This is a genomic window from Lentzea sp. NPDC004789 (assembly GCF_053601075.1).
Genome location: NZ_JBSGBE010000019.1, coordinates 139,749 through 156,055, shown reverse-complemented (window position 1 = coordinate 156,055; position 16,307 = coordinate 139,749). Strand labels below are relative to the sequence as shown.

The 16,307-nt window shown below is 70.3% G+C and carries 11 protein-coding genes; 4 read left to right on the top strand and 7 right to left on the bottom strand.

All coding sequences use genetic code 11. The features are described from left to right. The first annotated feature begins 43 nt into the window (after window positions 1-43). The 3 genes from ACWEIJ_RS35075 to ACWEIJ_RS35065 are packed head-to-tail and all read left to right on the top strand — an operon-like array spanning window position 44 to window position 3,100. Complete coding sequence (locus ACWEIJ_RS35075; protein ID WP_449841546.1) at window positions 44-823, top strand: endo alpha-1,4 polygalactosaminidase; 780 nt, start codon at window positions 44-46, stop codon at window positions 821-823. 19 nt (window positions 824-842) lie between these two features. Continuing rightward, the gene (locus tag ACWEIJ_RS35070; RefSeq protein WP_449841545.1) at window positions 843-2,156 is read left to right on the top strand and encodes a nucleotide sugar dehydrogenase; all 1,314 of its coding nucleotides are present in this window, start codon (window positions 843-845) and stop codon (window positions 2,154-2,156) included. Further along, complete coding sequence (locus ACWEIJ_RS35065; RefSeq protein WP_449841544.1) at window positions 2,153-3,100, top strand: NAD-dependent epimerase/dehydratase family protein; 948 nt, start codon at window positions 2,153-2,155, stop codon at window positions 3,098-3,100. The genes ACWEIJ_RS35070 and ACWEIJ_RS35065 overlap by 4 nt, the downstream gene beginning before the upstream one ends. Window positions 3,101-3,162: 62 nt before the next feature. Here ACWEIJ_RS35065 and ACWEIJ_RS35060 read toward each other — a convergent pair whose 3' ends face one another. Genes ACWEIJ_RS35060 through ACWEIJ_RS35035 form a run of 6 tightly spaced genes read right to left on the bottom strand, consistent with a single transcriptional unit; the run spans window position 3,163 to window position 11,678 of the window. After that, window positions 3,163-4,062: an NAD-dependent epimerase/dehydratase family protein gene (locus tag ACWEIJ_RS35060; protein ID WP_449841543.1), complete on the bottom strand. Its 900-nt coding sequence runs from the start codon at window positions 4,060-4,062 to the stop codon at window positions 3,163-3,165. Further along, the gene (locus ACWEIJ_RS35055; RefSeq protein ID WP_449841542.1) at window positions 4,059-4,793 is read right to left on the bottom strand and encodes a nucleotidyltransferase family protein; all 735 of its coding nucleotides are present in this window, start codon (window positions 4,791-4,793) and stop codon (window positions 4,059-4,061) included. The genes ACWEIJ_RS35060 and ACWEIJ_RS35055 overlap by 4 nt, the downstream gene beginning before the upstream one ends. A 15-nt stretch (window positions 4,794-4,808) precedes the next feature. Next, window positions 4,809-6,116 carry a hypothetical protein gene (locus tag ACWEIJ_RS35050; protein WP_449841541.1) on the bottom strand — a complete coding sequence of 436 codons (1,308 nt, stop codon included), beginning with the start codon at window positions 6,114-6,116 and terminating at the stop codon, window positions 4,809-4,811. Then, the gene (pelF, locus tag ACWEIJ_RS35045; protein ID WP_449841540.1) at window positions 6,113-7,510 is read right to left on the bottom strand and encodes a GT4 family glycosyltransferase PelF; all 1,398 of its coding nucleotides are present in this window, start codon (window positions 7,508-7,510) and stop codon (window positions 6,113-6,115) included. Before pelF ends, ACWEIJ_RS35050 begins: the two co-directional genes overlap by 4 nt. Further along, entirely contained in the window at window positions 7,507-9,561 is a 2,055-nt protein-coding gene (locus ACWEIJ_RS35040; protein ID WP_449841539.1) for an Agd3-related carbohydrate-binding protein, read from the bottom strand. The genes pelF and ACWEIJ_RS35040 overlap by 4 nt, the downstream gene beginning before the upstream one ends. Further along, window positions 9,558-11,678 (bottom strand): Agd3-related carbohydrate-binding protein, encoded by a 2,121-nt coding sequence (locus tag ACWEIJ_RS35035; RefSeq protein WP_449841538.1) that lies wholly within the window; start codon window positions 11,676-11,678, stop codon window positions 9,558-9,560. Before ACWEIJ_RS35035 ends, ACWEIJ_RS35040 begins: the two co-directional genes overlap by 4 nt. 742 nt (window positions 11,679-12,420) lie before the next feature. Here ACWEIJ_RS35035 and icmF point away from each other — a divergent pair. After that, window positions 12,421-15,627 carry a fused isobutyryl-CoA mutase/GTPase IcmF gene (gene icmF, locus ACWEIJ_RS35030; protein WP_449841537.1) on the top strand — a complete coding sequence of 1,069 codons (3,207 nt, stop codon included), beginning with the start codon at window positions 12,421-12,423 and terminating at the stop codon, window positions 15,625-15,627. Here the strand turns inward: icmF and ACWEIJ_RS35025 are convergent. Beyond that, window positions 15,624-16,304 (bottom strand): MOSC domain-containing protein, encoded by a 681-nt coding sequence (locus tag ACWEIJ_RS35025; RefSeq protein WP_449841536.1) that lies wholly within the window; start codon window positions 16,302-16,304, stop codon window positions 15,624-15,626. The two genes, icmF and ACWEIJ_RS35025, sit on opposite strands and share 4 nt — an antisense overlap. Window positions 16,305-16,307 lie beyond the last annotated feature (3 nt).

Below are 16,307 nucleotides of genomic sequence, written 5' to 3'. Positions count from 1 at the left end.
CTGTTCGGGTGATTCCGGACGGCCGGGCGGTTTTGTCTACCAGTTGCAGGGCTATCCGGACGGGCGGCTCGACGCGCTGGCCGCCTCGCCGTTCCGGATCGCCGTCGTCGACCTGGCTCGTGACGGCGGTTCGTCCTATTTCCGGCCCGACGAGATCGGCGCGCTGAAGGCGTCCGGAAAACGGGTGCTCGCGTACTTCGAGATCGGCTCGATCGAGTCGTTCCGGCCAGACTTCGCGGCGGTCCGCGACGAGGGGCTGCTGCTCAACGAGTGGCCGAGCTGGCCGGGTGAGCACTTCGTCCGCTACTGGGCACCGCGCTGGTGGGAGCTGGCCGTGCAACCTCGGCTCGACCAGGCGCTGAAGGCCGGGTTCGACGGGGTCTACCTCGACACGCCGCTCGCCTACGAGGAGATCGACCTCGCGCTCGTGCCGTCGGCCGACCGCGCCGAGCTCGGGCGCCGGATGGCCGATCTGATCGTGCGGATCAGCGCGCACGTCAAGCGCGCGGACCCGCGGTTCGCGGTTTTTCCGCAGAATTCGCCGGAGCTGCGCGAGAATTCCGGTTACGTCGACGCGATCGACGGAATCGGAATGGAGGAGCTCTTCTTCCGGGCGACCGACGAACCGTGCACGGCGGACTTCTGCGCCGAGAACCTCGCGGCCGCGCGGAAGCTGAAGGAGACCGGGAAGACCGTTTTGGCGGTGGACTACGCGACTCGCCCGCAGAACGTGGCCGAAGCGTGCCGTCGTTATCGCGAAGAAGGATTCGAAGGATATGTGACGGTGCGCGCGCTCGACACGATCGCCGCGCCGTGCCACTGATCGCAGGGAGGAGTCGATCGTGACAGGCGAAGAACCGGAATTCCGTCAGGTGGGCATCATCGGAATGGGGTACGTCGGGCTCACGCTCGCCGCGGCGCTGGCCCGCCGCGGCTACGAGGTGCACGGCGTGGACACCCAGCCCGCGCTGCTCGACACGCTGGCGAAGGGTCGTCCGCACATCTTCGAACCGGGCGTCGAGGACGTGTTCCGGGAGTGGGTCGGCCGGCGGATCTTCCTCTCGCACGACCTGCCGGACTCCGGCGTCGACGCGGCGATCATCTGCGTCTCCACGCCGGTCGCGGAGGCCGGGCACGACCCGTACCTGCTCAACCTCGCCGCGGCGGCCGAGCACATCGCGAAGAGGTGCTCGCCGGACACGCTGGTCGTGGTGCGCAGCACCGTTCCGGTCGGCGCGACGCGGTCGGTCGTGCTGCCCAAGCTGATCGACGCGTGGGGATCGGCGCGGCTGGTGATGGCACCCGAACGCACGATCCAGGGCCAGGCACTGCGCGAGCTCGTCGAGCTGCCGCAGGTGGTCGGCGGTCTCGACGACGAGAGCCTGCGGCGGGGACTCGCGTTGTTCGGCGGCCTCTCGGCCCAGCTCGTGCCGGTGTCGGGGCTGGAGACCGCGGAGCTGGTCAAGCTCGTGAACAACTGCCACACCGACGTCATCTACTCGTTCGGCAACGAGGTGGCCAGGCTGACCGAGCGGCTCGGCCTCGACCCGCTCGAAGTGATCAAAGCGACCAATGTGGACTATCCGCGTCCCGACATCGCCAAGCCCGGCTACGTCGGCGGCGGCTGCCTGTCGAAGGACCCGTACCTGCTGCTGTCCGCGGCCGGTCAGGCCGGCTACGTCCCGTCGTTGATCGAGGCCGCCCGCGAGATCAACGAGGACCTGCCCGCGCACGTCGCCGAACGCGTGCTCGCCCTCATGGGAGAACCGGCCGGCAGGCGGCTGCTCGTGCTCGGCTGGGCCTACAAGGGCTGGCCGCCCACCGACGACATGCGCGGCACGCCGATCGCCTCGATGATGCCGGTCTTCACGCGCGCGGGCGTGCGGGTGCTCGGCCACGACCCGCTCGTCGGCGACGACGTGATCAGGCAGTACGGCGGCGAACCCGCCGACCTCGCCACCGGTTTCGCGACCGCGGACGCCGTGCTGGTGATCACCGATCATCCGGAGTACCGCGCTCTCGACGTGGACGGGTTGCTGCCGGGTTCGAACGTGCGGCTCGTCTACGACTCGTGGCGCGTCCTGGACGAGAAAGCCGTGTCCGGGCACGGAGTCCGTTACGCGGGCCTCGGCTACGAACCGGCGGTGGCACGATGAGGCACCTCCTCCTCGGTGGCGCGGGCTTCATCGGCCTGCACCTCGCCCGGCGGCTGCTCGCCGACGGGCACGACGTGACGGTCGTGGACGACTTCTCGCGCGGCCGGCACGATCCCGAACTCGACGCGCTGGACGTGCCGGTGATCTCCGCGGACCTCACCGACCCGGCCTCGTTCGCCGCGCTGCCCCGCGACTGCGACCAGGTCCACCTGCTCGCCGCGGTGGTGGGTGTGCGCAACGTCGAACGCGATCCGGCGCGGGTGGTGCGGATCAACACGCTCGTCGTGCTCAACACGCTGGACTGGATCACCGCGCCGCAGCGGTTGTTCTTCGCCTCCACCAGCGAGACCTACGCGGGCGGGGTCGCGATGGGAGTGGTGCCGGTGCCCACGCCGGAGACCGTGCCGCTGGTGGTCGAGGACGTCACCGCGCCCCGGTTCGCCTACGCGGTCAGCAAGATGCTCGGCGAGGCCGCGGTGGTGCACGCGGGCCGCGCGAAGGGCGTCCCGGTCGTCGTCGGGCGCTTCCACAACGTGTACGGCCCGCGGATGGGCGCGGACCACGTCATCCCGGAGCTGTCCCTGCGGGCGTTGCGGCGCGAGGACCCGTTCGTCGTCTACGGAATCGACCAGCACCGGGCGTTCTGCTACGTCGACGACGCCGTTGAGGCGGTGGTGCGGCTGACGAGCACGGACGCGGCCACCGGCCGGATCGTCCACATCGGAGACGACACCGCCGAGACCAACATCGGTGAGCTGGCTGAGCTGGTGCTCAGGATCGCCGGCCACGCCCCGGTCGTCGAGAAGGCACCGGCCCCGCCGGGCTCGGTCGCCCGCCGCTGCCCCGACCTCACCCTGCTGCGCGAGCTGACCGGCTACGCGCCGGGCGTGTCGCTCGACGAGGGCGTCCGGCGCACGTTCGACTGGTACCGCACGCGTTCGTGAACCGGCGCGAAGAGCACGTTCGGGCCGAGCCCGAACGTGCTCTTCCCTGCGCAGCGGAACGGTCACGACCCCGCCCACACCGCGCGGACCGACGACGTCAGGTCCTGGTGAGGCGACCACCCCAGCGAACGCTGGACGCGGGTCGTGTCCGCGGCGATCCACGTGACCGCACCCGACCGCGGCTGCGCCGGGCCGGACTCGATCACCCGGCCCCGGAAGCCCGCCACCGACGCCAGCATCGCCACCACGTCGCGCACCGCCACCGCCCGGCCGCTGCCGACGTTGAGCACGGGTTCCGCCGCGGTCGGTGCCAGTGCCGCGTCCGCGATCGCGTCGGCCACGTCCGCGACGTCGACGAAGTCGCGGTACGCGCCGAGCGGGCCGAGCGTGATGTCCTCGCCCTGCCGCAGCGCCACGCGCATCGCCTGCGCCGCCCGGCCCAGCACGGTCCCCGCCGGCAGGTCGGCGCCGATCGGGTTGAAGATCCGCAGCACCACCGCGTCCAGCCGTCCGGCGATCACCGCGTTCCGCACCAGCAGCGTGCTCGCGAGCTTGGTGATCCCGTAGGCGGACACAGGGTCCGGCACCGCGTCCTCCGCGACCGCGAGGCCGTGCGGGACGCGTCCGTACTCGGCGGCGGACCCGAGCGCGACGAGCCGGGCCGACGGCACGGCCTGGGGGATCGCGTCGACGAGGGCCGCCGTCGGGGTCACGTTGGCGGCGACCAGCTCGGCCGTGGTGCCGTCGAGCAGGCCCGTGCAGTTGACGACCACGCGGGGTTCGACCGCCCGCAGCAGCTCGACGAGCTCGCCCGTGCCGCCGCGCACGAGGTCGTGCCGCACCCATCCGTCGTCGGGCGGAACGGCTCTGCCGACCCGCACGACCCGAGCTCCCCGCTCGCACAACGCGTCGTCCGCCGCCCGGCCGAGGTAGCCGGACGCGCCGAACAGCAGCACGGTCACGACAGCACGTCCTGCCGTGCGGCACCGGGCAGCAGCACCGGCCGCAGCCGCTCGAAGTTCCGGTTGGCCTCGTCGTAGTCGTCCGGCCGGCCGATGTCGAGCCAGTAGCCGCCGAACTCGAAGGCCGCCGGCTCCTCACCGCGGTCGAGCAGGTCGAGCACGAGGTCGTCGAGTCCGAAAGGGACGTTGCGCGGGTACGGGGTGAGCGTCTTGCGGGTCATCGCGTACACACCCATGCTCACGCCGTAGGAGAGCTCCGGCTTCTCCACGAAGTTCACGATCCGGCCCTGTTCGGCGGACAGCGTGCCGAAGTCGATCTTCACCTTGCGCTGGTAGGTCGCCACGGTCAGCGGTGCGCCGCAGGCGATGTGGTGGTCCATCAGCGCCGCGTAGTCGAGATCGGTCAGCACGTCCCCGTTCATGACGAGGAAGTGCTCCGGTAGAAGGTCGACGAAGTTGAGCAACGGCCCGATGGTCGACAGCGGCGCCTTCTCCTCCGCGTAGTCGACTCTGAGCCGCCACCGGGACCCGTCGCCGACGAACGCCCGGATGAGCGAACCCAGGTGGCCGATCGCGAGCGTCACGCGGTCGAAGCCCCGCGTGCCGAGCTGTTGCAGGATGATGTCGAGGATCGCGTACTCCTCGCCGATGGGCACCAGAGGTTTGGGCAGCGCCGTGGTGTACGGCCGCAGTCGCACTCCTCTGCCGCCGGCGAGTATCACCGCATGCATGTGGAGATCACTTCCTCATCGGTAGTGGCGAACCTGTCCGACGCTCCCGCGGAGCGCCACGAGCAGAAACAACGACAACGCGGCGGTGCTGAGCAGGAAGATCGGCACCGGGTCGGCGGCGAGCCCGGCCACGACGTCGCCGAGCAGCACCACGGCCAGGATCAGCGGTGCCGTCACCGCGCCCCCGGTCCGGACGAGCACGAACCCCAGGAAGAACGCGCCGCCGAGCAGCACGTGCCCGTCGACGAGCAGCGCGCCCGGCAGGGTGAGCACGTCCGCGGCCCGCAGCACCACGAGCAGCACGACGGCGGCGGAACCGAGTGCCACCAGGCACCCGCCGAGCTCTCGCAACAGCAGGTGCCACAACGCTTTCCGGAACTCCGCCGGTACCGCGCGACGGCGCAGCTCGTCCGACGCCTGCTCGAAGAACCGCTGCGCGCGCCACTCGACCACCCCCATGCCGAGCACCAGTGGCGCGGCGGCCACGGCCAGGTCGAGCGCACTCAGCACGTAGCGGGAATCCGTGTACAGCAACAAAGTCGCGCACAACGCCGCGTACACGGCAGCGGGCAGCGCGGCGGCCAGCAGCGTGCCCGCCCTGGGCAGCCGCACGCCGTCGGCATCGCGCGCGTCACGACCGGCCCGCCACGCACCGGCCGCGGCGAGCAGCACGGTGGCACCGCCGAGCGCCAGTGCGATCCCGGTGGCCTCCCACACCAGGTGGATCACCCCGCCCGCGCTCGCCGGCAACACTGCGGTGACGAGGACGATCTCCTTGTGGTGCAACAGCAACACGCCGATCGAGAACTGCAGACCCGCCAGCGCCAGCACGAACAGCGCGGACTGCCAGCCGGACGCCAACGTGACGACGACCGCGATCACCACCCCGGCCAGCCCGAGCCACCGCGCCAGCCGGGCCGCCGTGGCACCGGCACCCCTGGCCAGCAGCTGGTGGGCCACCGCGCTCGCGCCCGAGCCCCACACCCAGCTCACCGCGGTGGCGACCACCATGGCCCGCACGGCCTCCGGACCGCCGAGCACGTCCGCCACGGCCGGGAACACGGTCGTCGGCGCGAGGTACAACGGTCCGCGCACGGCGTGCGGCCAGCTGCTCCGCCGGGGTTCGCGCTCGGCCTCGACGCTGCCGCGCGGCAGCCGTTCGAACACCTCCCGCCCGAGCGCGAACACGTCCGCGCGCCCGTAGGTGTCGACCGCGACCTGGTCGGTGACGCCCTGGCTCTCCAGCAGTGCTGCCACCTGCAGCTCGTCCACCGGGTCGGGCAGCTGCCCGGCGACGCGGGTCACCAGCTCGTCGAGGATCATCGGGTCAGCTCCGCATATCTCTCGCGGTAGCTGTCGTTCCACCGCTGCACCGTGAACCGCTCGACCACCCGTTGCCTCGCCAGGCCACCGAGCCGGCGCCGCAACCCGTTGTCGGTGAGCAACCTGACGCACGCCCGCGCGACGGCCTCGTGGTCTCGTGGCGGCACCACCAGGCCCGCGTCGGCGACGGCCTCGCTGACCCCGCCGACGTCGGTGCAGACCGGCGGCCGCCCGGTCGACATCGCCTCGACGACGGTGAACGGAAACCCTTCCGACACACTGGTCAGCGCGACGATGTGGCCGGCGTGGTAGGCGTCCACCTGGCTGGGCACCAGTCCCTCGAACGCCGCGCTGCCGGTCAGCCCGAGCTGGTCCATCAACCGCACGCAGCTCGCGTGGTAGCCCTTGTTGGCCTCGGGGACCGGGCCGAACACCCGCAGGCGTGCCTGCGGCAGTGCGCGGCGGACCTCGCCGAACGCCCTGATCAACGTGTGCAGGTCCTTCAGCGGGTCGATCCGGCCGACGAACACGATCGTCGGCACGTCCGGTTCTCCCTGCGCCACCGGGAACTTCGCCGGGTCGATGCCGTTGTACATCGTCCACATGCGACTCGCGTCCGCACCGCTGTGCAGCTGCCAGCGCCGGTTGTAGTCCGAGTGCGGGGTGAGCATGTCGCACGCCCGGTAGGCCGCACCCGCGAGTGCGCGGTGGAAGCTCAGCATCACCACCTTGGCCGGCAGTGCCAGCGACTCGCCGACCGCGCCGAGATACCGTTCGCGCAGGTAGACGCCGTGTTCGGACATCATCATGGGTGTGCCGTGAGCCCACTTGCCCGCCATGCCGACCAACGCGCTCAGCCCGTTCATCGCCAGATGGCACACGTCGACGTTGATCGGCGGGTACGACAACGGCCGCAGCGAGTGTTCGAGCAGCTCGGTCGCGAGCACCGCGTCCCGCAACGAGATCGGCCCCTCACCGCAGTCGCCCACCGCGCGGATCAGCCTGTCCACCGAGTCGTCCGACATCAGCGCCGCGCCCACGTCCGACGTCTGGGCCAGCACGAAGATCCGGTGCAACGCCGACAGCAACGCCTCGGGACTGCTGTCGGTGTACGGCAGGAACGACCTCAGGAAGTCCTCGTGCGCCTGCGCGAACCCGGCGGGCCTGCGTCGCGCCCGCCGGGGCCGTCTGCCCCACAACGGCATGGTCACCACCTCGGCGAGGTTGGCGGGGGAGGGCCACCACGGCCGCTCGGTGCCGTCCACGGTCAGCGCGACGGTGGTGAACCGGAAGTCGGGCATGCCGCGGATCAGCTGGTCGCACCACAGGCTCACCCCGCCGGGGTGGAACGGGTAACACCCTTCGGAGACGAGGGCGACGTCGAGTGCGGTCATGGCCGTGGACTCGCCTTCAGCACCACGGTCTGCCCCTTGGTCAGGCCGACCCGTGCCACGGTGTCCGCGCCGTAGGTGTCGCTCTCGTCGGCGCTCGACCGGTCGGCCTCGGTCGCCGGACGTTGCTGCACCCCGGTGAGGAACAGCGTGCCGCCCGTGCCCGGCACGTAGGTGATCGCGCCGGTGCCGCGGTCCCACACCGCGTCCTGCCCGGACGCGAGCTCGGTGAAGTGGGCGGTCCTGGCCTCCACGTACCTGGCCAGCGTGAGCCAGTCCGGGCAGAGCAGCGGAACCCGGTACAGCGCCGCGTACTTCGCCACCGCGGCGGTGGCCCAGTCGAACGTGAGGGACCGGCCCGGCGCGTACTCCCGCAGGTTGCCCTGGTGCAGCGTGTGCGCGTACACCGATCCCCTCATCAGGTGGCGCACCGCGACCTCGGCCTCGGCGTCGGTGGCCTGCTCGTAGGTCAGGTCGTGGTCGAGGTGGTCGGCGGCCTTGCCGGCCCGGCCGTACTGCTCGTTGTAGAGCGCGGTCTGCTCCTCGGGTGTGGTGGCCTCGAAGGCGATGTTGGTCGGCCAGTCCGGCACGACCAGCACCTCGGGCCGCAACGGGTGGTACACCCCGCAGTTGACGCACTTCGGGCGATGACCGGCGAAGGACATGTTGCCCTGCACGTACTTCACGCCGAGGTCGTGCGCGGCGTCGAGCATCGCCTGGTTCGACCCCTTCAGCCCGAAGTCGGTCGGCGTGTCGGTCGAGTTCGGGTCCGGTGTGTACACGCCGAGTCCCGAGTACTCCGGGGTCTTGAGCACCTCGGCCGGCACGGGCAGGCCCGCCTCCGCGGCGATCGCGAGGTTCTCGGCGATCTCGTTGCGGTTGACGTCGTAGGGCGTGTGGTTCATCTGCGGGTGGGTCGCGGTGTGGTTGACCCAGCGGAACTCCCGCACCAGCTCCTGGGAGGTGGTGCTGAGCGTGTCGTCCGACCTGAACCTGCTTCCGTTGTAGGGCAACGTGAGCGTGAAGTCCGAGGCCACCGGATATCGCGTGCGGAGGTCGCGTTGCTGCGCACTCGTGGCCTTGGCGTCGGCGCCGCTGAGCCGGTACATGTCGGTGACGCCGTCGACCCGTTTGCGGGCGGTCGAGTTGAACCAGTCGTCGACGTCGACGGTGAACCAGTGCCGCTGCTCGCCGAGCAGCACCCCGCGGGTGGCCCAGCGGACGAGCCCGGGACCGAGCAGCAGCGTGGCCACGTCCTCCGGTCCGATCGAGAACGTCAGCGCGAGGCGTTCCCTGCCGTCCGCCGACCTGCTCTTCACCCCGACCACCGCGTCACCGGCGGTCAGCAGCGGCTGCGCCGCGCAGCCGGGTGCGAGCCTCGCCCAGTTCACGTACGACCGGGTGAGCGGAATGCGCGCGTCCGGTCTGAGGTGGTCGAAGACGGCGCTGCCGTCGGGTGACAGCGCCATCCCGACCCCCGTGCCGCCGACCTCCCCCTCGCCACCCGCCCGCAGGCAGTGGTCCTCCGGCTCGGTGCCGGGGGTGGTGTTCAGCGACACCTGCCGGACGCCGTAAGCACGTTCGTAGTCCCAGAGGACCTCCCACTGTCCCTGGTCGAACGCGCTCGCGTAGTCCCCGTCCGGCTTGGCGTGCAGCAGTGCGCCGTTGGTCAGCAGCACCGCGTTGTAGCGGCCCGTGCCGTCCGGCCGGACCAGCCGGTCCGGCGTCAGCGGTTCGGCACCGGCCTTCAGCACGTCGTAGGGCGTGCCGATGGTGTCCAGCACCGACCGCCAGGTGGCCAGGCCGAAGTCGTCCTCGCCGGTCGCGATCACCAGCTGCCGCAACGCCACGAGGTCGCCGCGCCGCCCGCCGCCCGCCGGTGGCCGGTCCGCGCGCACGGGCACGAACCGCTTGGCGGGCAACGGGTACGGCACGGGGCTCTCCTGCTCGGGCGCCCCGCCCGCCGGGCCGGGGCCGGGCGGGCTGAGCACCGTGATCGTGGTGATGACGAGCGCGATCGCGGCCAGCAGGGGAGCGACCAGCTTGACCGTCATGGCCTGGGCACCGCCGTGGCGACGACGGTGGTGCCGGCGGTAATCGGCAGGCGGGTGATGGTGTCGGCGCCGTAGCGGTCGACGGTGCCCGCCGGGTGCGTCACGCCGGTGAGGAACAGCGAACCGGTCGTGGCGCTGGTGCGGCTGACGGTGTTGGTGCTCTTGTCCCACACCGCGTCCCCACCGGCGCGGAGCTCGGCGAAGTGGCTGGTGCGCGCCTCGACGTAGCGTGCGAGGGCGGGCCAGTCGGGGTTGCGCAGCGGCACCGCGAACCGTGCGCTGTAGCGGTCGACGACCGTGCGCAGCAGGTCGAACGTCAGGCTGCGGCCGGAGGAGAACTGGTGCAGGTTGTTCTGGTGCAGCGTGTGGCTGTACGCCGACCCGCTCATCACGTGCTGCAGCGCGACCTCGGACTCGTAGCTCAGCAGCTCGGGATAGCTCAGGTCGTGGTCGTAGTAGGGGAACCGGCCCTTCGGGCCGTAGAGGCTGTTGTACAGCAGGGTTTCCTCGGCCGGCGTGGTCACCTGGTAGCCGATGTTGGTGGGCCAGTCCGGCACGATCAGCAGCCCCGGCCGCAGCGGATGGTGCACGCCGCAGTTGAAGCACGACGGCCGGTGGCTCGCGAAGGACATGTTGCCGTGCAGGTAGCGGACACCCGAGTCCCAGGCGGCGGACAGCAGGGCGGGGTTGGACGCCGACAGCCCGAAGTCGGTCGGAGGATCGGTGTCCGGTGCGTTCGGGTCCGGGTTGTACACGCCCAGCCCGGAATAGGCGGGGGTCTTGAGCACCTCGGTGGGCACGGTCAGCCCGGCCTGCCTGCCGATCGTGAGGTTGTTCTGGATCTCCCGCCGGTTGGTGGCGTAGTCGGTGGAGTTCATCTCGGGATGCGTCAGCGTGTGGTTGACCCACCGGAAGCTGCCGGCGAGGCACTTCGAATAGCTGGTGAGCGCGTCCGGCGTGCCGGTGGCCGAGCACTGCGACGGTGCGGCCGGGGTCAGGTCGCCCCCGTTGTAGGGCAGGTTCAGGGTGAAGCCCGCGGCGGTGGGGTAGCCGGAGCGCAACGCGTTCTGCTGCGCGTTGACCGCCGCTGCCTCGGGCCCGCTCAACCGGAAGCCGGGATCAGTCTCCAGGTGGCCGTCCGGGTACAGGTGGTCGCCGCTGTTGAACCAGTCGTCGACGTCGGCGTTGATCCAGTGCCGCAGCTCGCCCGCGAACACGCCGCGGGTCGCCCAGCGCACGAGGCCGTAGCCGAGCATGTCGGTCTGCGGCAGGAACTCGTTGGAGGAGAACGTCAACGCGGCCCGCTCACGTCCGTCGGCGGAGGTGCTGAGCACGCCGAGGACGTAGTTGTCCGCCGTCAGCACGGGCTGCGCCGCGCATCCGGGCGCGAGCGTGGACCGGTACACGTAGGAGAAGGTGATGGGCACGGTCGCGGCGGGGTTCAGGCGGTCGAAGAAACCCCGTCCGGCGGGGGTCAGCGCGGCCTCCAGCCCGGTGGCGCCGACGCTGCCCTCCAGCCCGGGCCGCAGGCAGTAGTCCTCGGGGAAGGTGCCCCACGAGGTGTAGAGCGAGACCTGCCGCACCCGGTAGGTGCGCTCGTAGGCCCAGAGCGCCTGCCACTCCGCCGCGTCGAAGGCGCTGACGTAGCCGCCGGAGCCGTCGGGCTGCAGCAGCGCGTTGTCGGTGAGCAGCACCGCGCTGTACCGGCCGCTGCCGTCGGGCCGCAGCAGCCGCCCGGCGGTGAGCTGCTCGGTGCTCGCGGTCAGCACGTCGTACGGCGTGCCGATGCGGTCGAGCACGGCCTTCCAGGTCGACAGGCCGAAGTCGGCCGAGTCGAGGGCGATCACGAGCGGCCGCAGCGCCACCCGGTCCGCGGCCGCCGCCGGTGACACGCTCGCGGTCGGGTTGACCGGTCCGTTCACCGCCGTCAGCCGCGGCGGCGCCGGCGGCTGCGGCCGGGCCACCTCACCGCGGATGAACTCGTGTCTGTGCCGCTCACCAGACGCGGATCGGTCACCTCGCCCGGTTGCTCCCGCCGGTGCTGAGACGGTGGTCAGAGCCACCGCGACCAGCGCGGCGAGGACGGATGCGAGCCACTTCCTGCGTGATGTCGCCATGATGCCTTCCCTCCCCGGAAAGCTGATTCATCGGGCATTTGGGCACGCGTGGGTACCACCTTCTCGGCAAACCGGCCGAGAAGGACACCTGACGTGCGCAGAGTTCGGTTGGACGTGGCGGAGTGAATCCCGTCGTGGCGGTGGTGCCGTCATCGGGCGACGGTTCGACGGGTGCGCGTATTTGACCTCCCCTGGTCGGCGCGAGAGAAAAGATATGCCGAGAAGCCCGGCGGCCGGTACCTCAATTCGTGCGATACCGAGCAAAGGCATGGAGCAACGTTAGGACCCGAACGGCGTAACGTATAGGCAGGTGGGATGCCCCTCGAAGCTGGTTCGGACGGGTGGGGGTTTGATCCTTTGGTCGACGTTTCAGGACTTTCGCCCCTGTTCGTTCGATGCACTGTGTCAGGTGACATGTGTCGCCACCAGGCGCGCCTGCGGGTAAACATTCGTACCGTTGGTATGTTTAGCTAAAAAGTTAGTGGCGTGCATTGTCCGGATCGGCGCGGTTTCGTTTTCTCGGGAAAATGGAATAGTGGCACCGTTGTCCGGGCGGTGCGGCGCGGTGGCGAATCGCGCGCGTTCGACGATGGCCGGCCTGGTGTGTCGCGGTGCCTCGGCCGCGCTTTCGGCCGTACGGTCGGTTCTGCGTCCCAAGACCCGAGCGGGCGGTTCCTGTTCGATCCAGAGACCTGGGCCACGCTCGGTTGCACGTCCAATAGTAGGAAGTCAGACTATTCTCATGGCCACCACCTTGCACAAGCCGGTGAACCCGGTGCGCTTCGTGACGGCGTCCAGCCTGTTCGACGGGCACGACGCGGCGATCAACATCATGCGGCGGATCCTGCAGTCGCAGGGTGCGGAGGTCATCCACCTCGGCCACAACCGGTCGGTGGCTGAGGTCGTCGACGCCGCGATCCAGGAGGACGTGCAGGGCGTCGCCATCAGCGCCTACCAGGGTGGGCACGTCGAGTACTTCTCGTACCTCGTGGAGCTGCTGAACGAACGCGGCGCCGGGCACATCCGCGTCTACGGCGGCGGTGGCGGCGTCATCGTCCCCGAGGAGATCGAGCTGCTGCACTCCCGCGGGGTCGCGCGGATCTTCTCGCCGCAGGACGGGCAGACGCTCGGGCTGGCCCGCATGATCAACCTGATGATCGAGGAGTGCGACCACGCGCTCACCGCACCGTTCAGCCACGACGCGTTGCTCACCGGCGCGGACGAGGCGCTGGCGCGGGCGATCACGCACATCGAGGCCGGTACCGCCGAGCCGCTGGAGACCACGCGCAAGGTGCCGGTCCTGGGTATCACGGGCACCGGTGGGTCCGGCAAGTCGTCGCTGACCGACGAGCTGGTGCGCCGGTTCCGGCTCGACCAGCAGGACAAGCTGCGCATCGCGGTCCTGGCCGTCGACCCGACGCGGCGCCGCGGTGGCGGCGCGCTGCTCGGCGACCGGATCCGGATGAACTGCCTCGACGGCGACCGCGTGTTCTTCCGTTCGCTGGCCACGCGTCGTGCGGGCAGCGAGATCCCGGACGGGCTGGAGCAGGCCATCGTGGCGTGCAAGGCATCCGGTGCGGACCTGGTCATCGTCGAGACGCCCGGTATCGGTCAGGGTGACGCGGCCATTGTGCCGTTCGTGGACTTCTCGCTGTACGTGATGACGCCGGAGTTCGGTGCCGCGTCGCAGCTGGAGAAGATCGACATGCTCGACTACGCCGACGCCGTGGCGATCAACAAGTTCGAGCGGCGCGGTGCCGAGGACGCGCGTCGTGACGTGGCACGGCAGATGGTGCGCAACCGCGAGGCGTTCGGCGCCAAGTGGGAGGACATGCCGGTGTTCGGCACGTCCGCCGCGACGTTCAACGACGACGGCGTGACCGCGCTCTACCAGTTCCTGCGCGATGGGCTCGTGGAGCACGGGCTGGCCGTTGAGGAAGGCTCTCTCGCGCCCGTCAACGGCAAGACGTCCACGTCGGCGTCCACGATCGTGCCGGCGTCTCGCGCCCGCTACCTCAGCGACATCGCCGACACCGTGCGCGGCTACCACCGCAAGACCGACGAGCAGGTCGAGGCGGTCCGCGCGCACACCCAGCTGACCGGCGCGCAGAAGGCGTTGGAAGCGGCGGGCAAGGGCGTCGCGGACATCGCGGAACTGGCCGCCGACGCCGAGCGCAAGGTCGACCGCGAGACGCAGGAGCTGCTCGCCGAGTGGCCGAGGACCCGCGAGCAGTACTCCGGCGACGAGCTCGTGTTCAAGGTGCGGGACAAGGAGATCCACACCAGGCTCACGCGGGAGACGTTGTCCGGCAACCAGGTCCGCCGGGTCAGCCTGCCGCGCTACGACGACGAGGGCTCGCTGCTGCGGTTCCTGCGCAAGGAGAACCTGCCGGGCTTCTTCCCGTACACCGCAGGCGTCTTCCCGTTCAAGCGCGAGGGCGAGGACCCGGCGCGCATGTTCGCGGGCGAGGGTGACGCGTTCCGCACCAACCGCCGCTTCAAGTACCTGTCGAAGGGCAGTCCGGCCACCCGCCTGTCGACCGCGTTCGACTCGGTGACGCTCTACGGCCGCGACCCCGACACCCCGCCGGACGTCTACGGCAAGATCGGCACGTCCGGTGTCTCGATCGCGTCGCTGGACGACATGAAGGCCCTGTACGACGGCTTCGACCTGGTCGCGCCGACCACGTCCGTGTCGATGACGATCAACGGCCCGGCGCCGACGATCCTCGCGTACTTCCTCAACACGGTGATCGACCAGCAGGTCGACGGGTTCCGCGCGGAGCACGGCCGCGAGCCGGACGCCTCCGAGTACGAGCGGCTGCGGGCGTACGCGCTCTCGAACGTCCGCGGCACGGTCCAGGCCGACATCCTCAAGGAGGACCAGGGCCAGAACACCTGCATCTTCTCCACGGAGTTCTCGCTGCGCATGATGGCGGACATCCAGGAGTGGTTCATCCAGCAGCAGGTGCGCAACTTCTACTCGGTGTCGATCTCCGGCTACCACATCGCCGAGGCCGGGGCGAACCCCATCTCGCAGCTGGCCTTCACCTTGGCCAACGGGTTCACCTACGTCGAGTCGTACCTGGCGCGCGGCATGCACATCGACGACTTCGCGCCGAACCTGTCGTTCTTCTTCTCCAACGGCATGGACGCCGAGTACAGCGTCATCGGCCGTGTGGCGCGCCGGATCTGGGCCGTGGCCATGCGCGACCGCTACGGCGCCGCGGAGCGTTCGCAGAAGTTCAAGTACCACGTGCAGACCTCGGGTCGTTCGCTGCACGCGCAGGAGATGGACTTCAACGACATCCGCACGACACTGCAGGCGTTGTGCGCCCTGTACGACAACTGCAACTCCTTGCACACCAACGCTTACGACGAGGCGATCACCACTCCCACGGAGTCGTCCGTCCGCCGCGCGATGGCCATCCAGATGATCATCAACAAGGAGTGGGGCCTGTCCGCGAACGAGAACCCGTTGCAGGGCTCGTTCGTCATCGACGAGCTGACCGACCTGGTCGAAGAGGCCGTGCTGATGGAGTTCGACCGCCTCTCCGAACGCGGCGGCGTGCTCGGCGCGATGGAGACCGGCTACCAGCGCGGCCGCATCCAGGACGAGTCGATGCTCTACGAGCAGCGCAAGCACGACGGCTCGCTGCCGTTGGTCGGCGTCAACACCTTCCTGCCCGAGGGCGGGGAGCGGGAGCACGTGAAGATCGAGCTCGCCCGCGCCACGGAAGAGGAGAAGCAGTCCCAGGTCGAGCGCACGCGTGCGTTCCAGGCGGCGCACCGCGACGAGGCGCAGAAGGCGCTCGCGCGGCTGCGTGAGGTGGCGCAGACGAACGAGAACGTGTTCGCCGTGCTGATGGACGCCGCACGCGTGTGCACGCTCGGCCAGATCACCGAGGCCTTCTTCGAGGTGGGCGGCCAGTACCGCCGCAACATCTAGACGGCATACGGCCGGCCGACGATCCACCCGCCGATGTGGCCGGGCAGTTCGTCGGTCGGCACCACCTCGACGGGATCGCCGACCTCGATCGTGCCCGGCCGGATCACCCAGCTGTCCAGGCACAGCACGCCGCCGAACTCGTGCCGGATCCGCCGGTGCACGTCGAGGTCCTGCGCCCCGGTGTCGGGATCGATCGTCGTGACGACGCACCGGGCGCGCTGCTTGAACATGCCGATCACGACGTCGCCGGCCACCAGCGCGTGGCCGGGCCAGCCCTCCTCCTCGCCGGGCTCGACACCGCCGATGAGGATGTTGGGCCGCAGCCGCCGCACGTCGATCCCGGCCGCCTCCACCTGACCGTCGGTGGCCACCAGGACGTTGAGCACGTCGAAGCGTTCCGGTCCGGTGTAGCGGGTGAGCCGGCCGCCGAACGGGAGCACGCGCGTGTGGGCCTCCCAGCTGTCCCACGGATGCCCGTCCACCAGCGGGCCGTCCGGGCCGGTGGAGGCGGGGATGGTGAGCAGGCCGTACCGCGTGCGCCCGGTCAGCACCCCGCGCGGCCCCTGGACGTGGACGAGCCGGTCGCCCGCCACGCCGTCGCTCGTGAAGTCGGCTTCCTGGAGCGGTTCGCCGCCGAGCGACTTCACCGGGTAGCGCCACAACGCTTCGACGTGCATCTC

What these genes read in the sequence shown, in the direction of transcription:
- pelF (WP_449841540.1), bottom strand. Translation starts at nt 7,510, where the DNA reads ATGACCGCACTCGACGTCGCCCTCGTCTCCGAAGGGTGTTACCCGTTC.
- ACWEIJ_RS35025 (WP_449841536.1), bottom strand. Translation starts at nt 16,304, where the DNA reads ATGCACGTCGAAGCGTTGTGGCGCTACCCGGTGAAGTCGCTCGGCGGC.
- ACWEIJ_RS35055 (WP_449841542.1), bottom strand. Translation starts at nt 4,793, where the DNA reads ATGCATGCGGTGATACTCGCCGGCGGCAGAGGAGTGCGACTGCGGCCG.
- ACWEIJ_RS35050 (WP_449841541.1), bottom strand. Translation starts at nt 6,116, where the DNA reads ATGATCCTCGACGAGCTGGTGACCCGCGTCGCCGGGCAGCTGCCCGAC.
- ACWEIJ_RS35040 (WP_449841539.1), bottom strand. Translation starts at nt 9,561, where the DNA reads ATGACGGTCAAGCTGGTCGCTCCCCTGCTGGCCGCGATCGCGCTCGTC.
- ACWEIJ_RS35065 (WP_449841544.1), top strand. Translation starts at nt 2,153, where the DNA reads ATGAGGCACCTCCTCCTCGGTGGCGCGGGCTTCATCGGCCTGCACCTC.
- icmF (WP_449841537.1), top strand. Translation starts at nt 12,421, where the DNA reads ATGGCCACCACCTTGCACAAGCCGGTGAACCCGGTGCGCTTCGTGACG.
- ACWEIJ_RS35035 (WP_449841538.1), bottom strand. Translation starts at nt 11,678, where the DNA reads ATGGCGACATCACGCAGGAAGTGGCTCGCATCCGTCCTCGCCGCGCTG.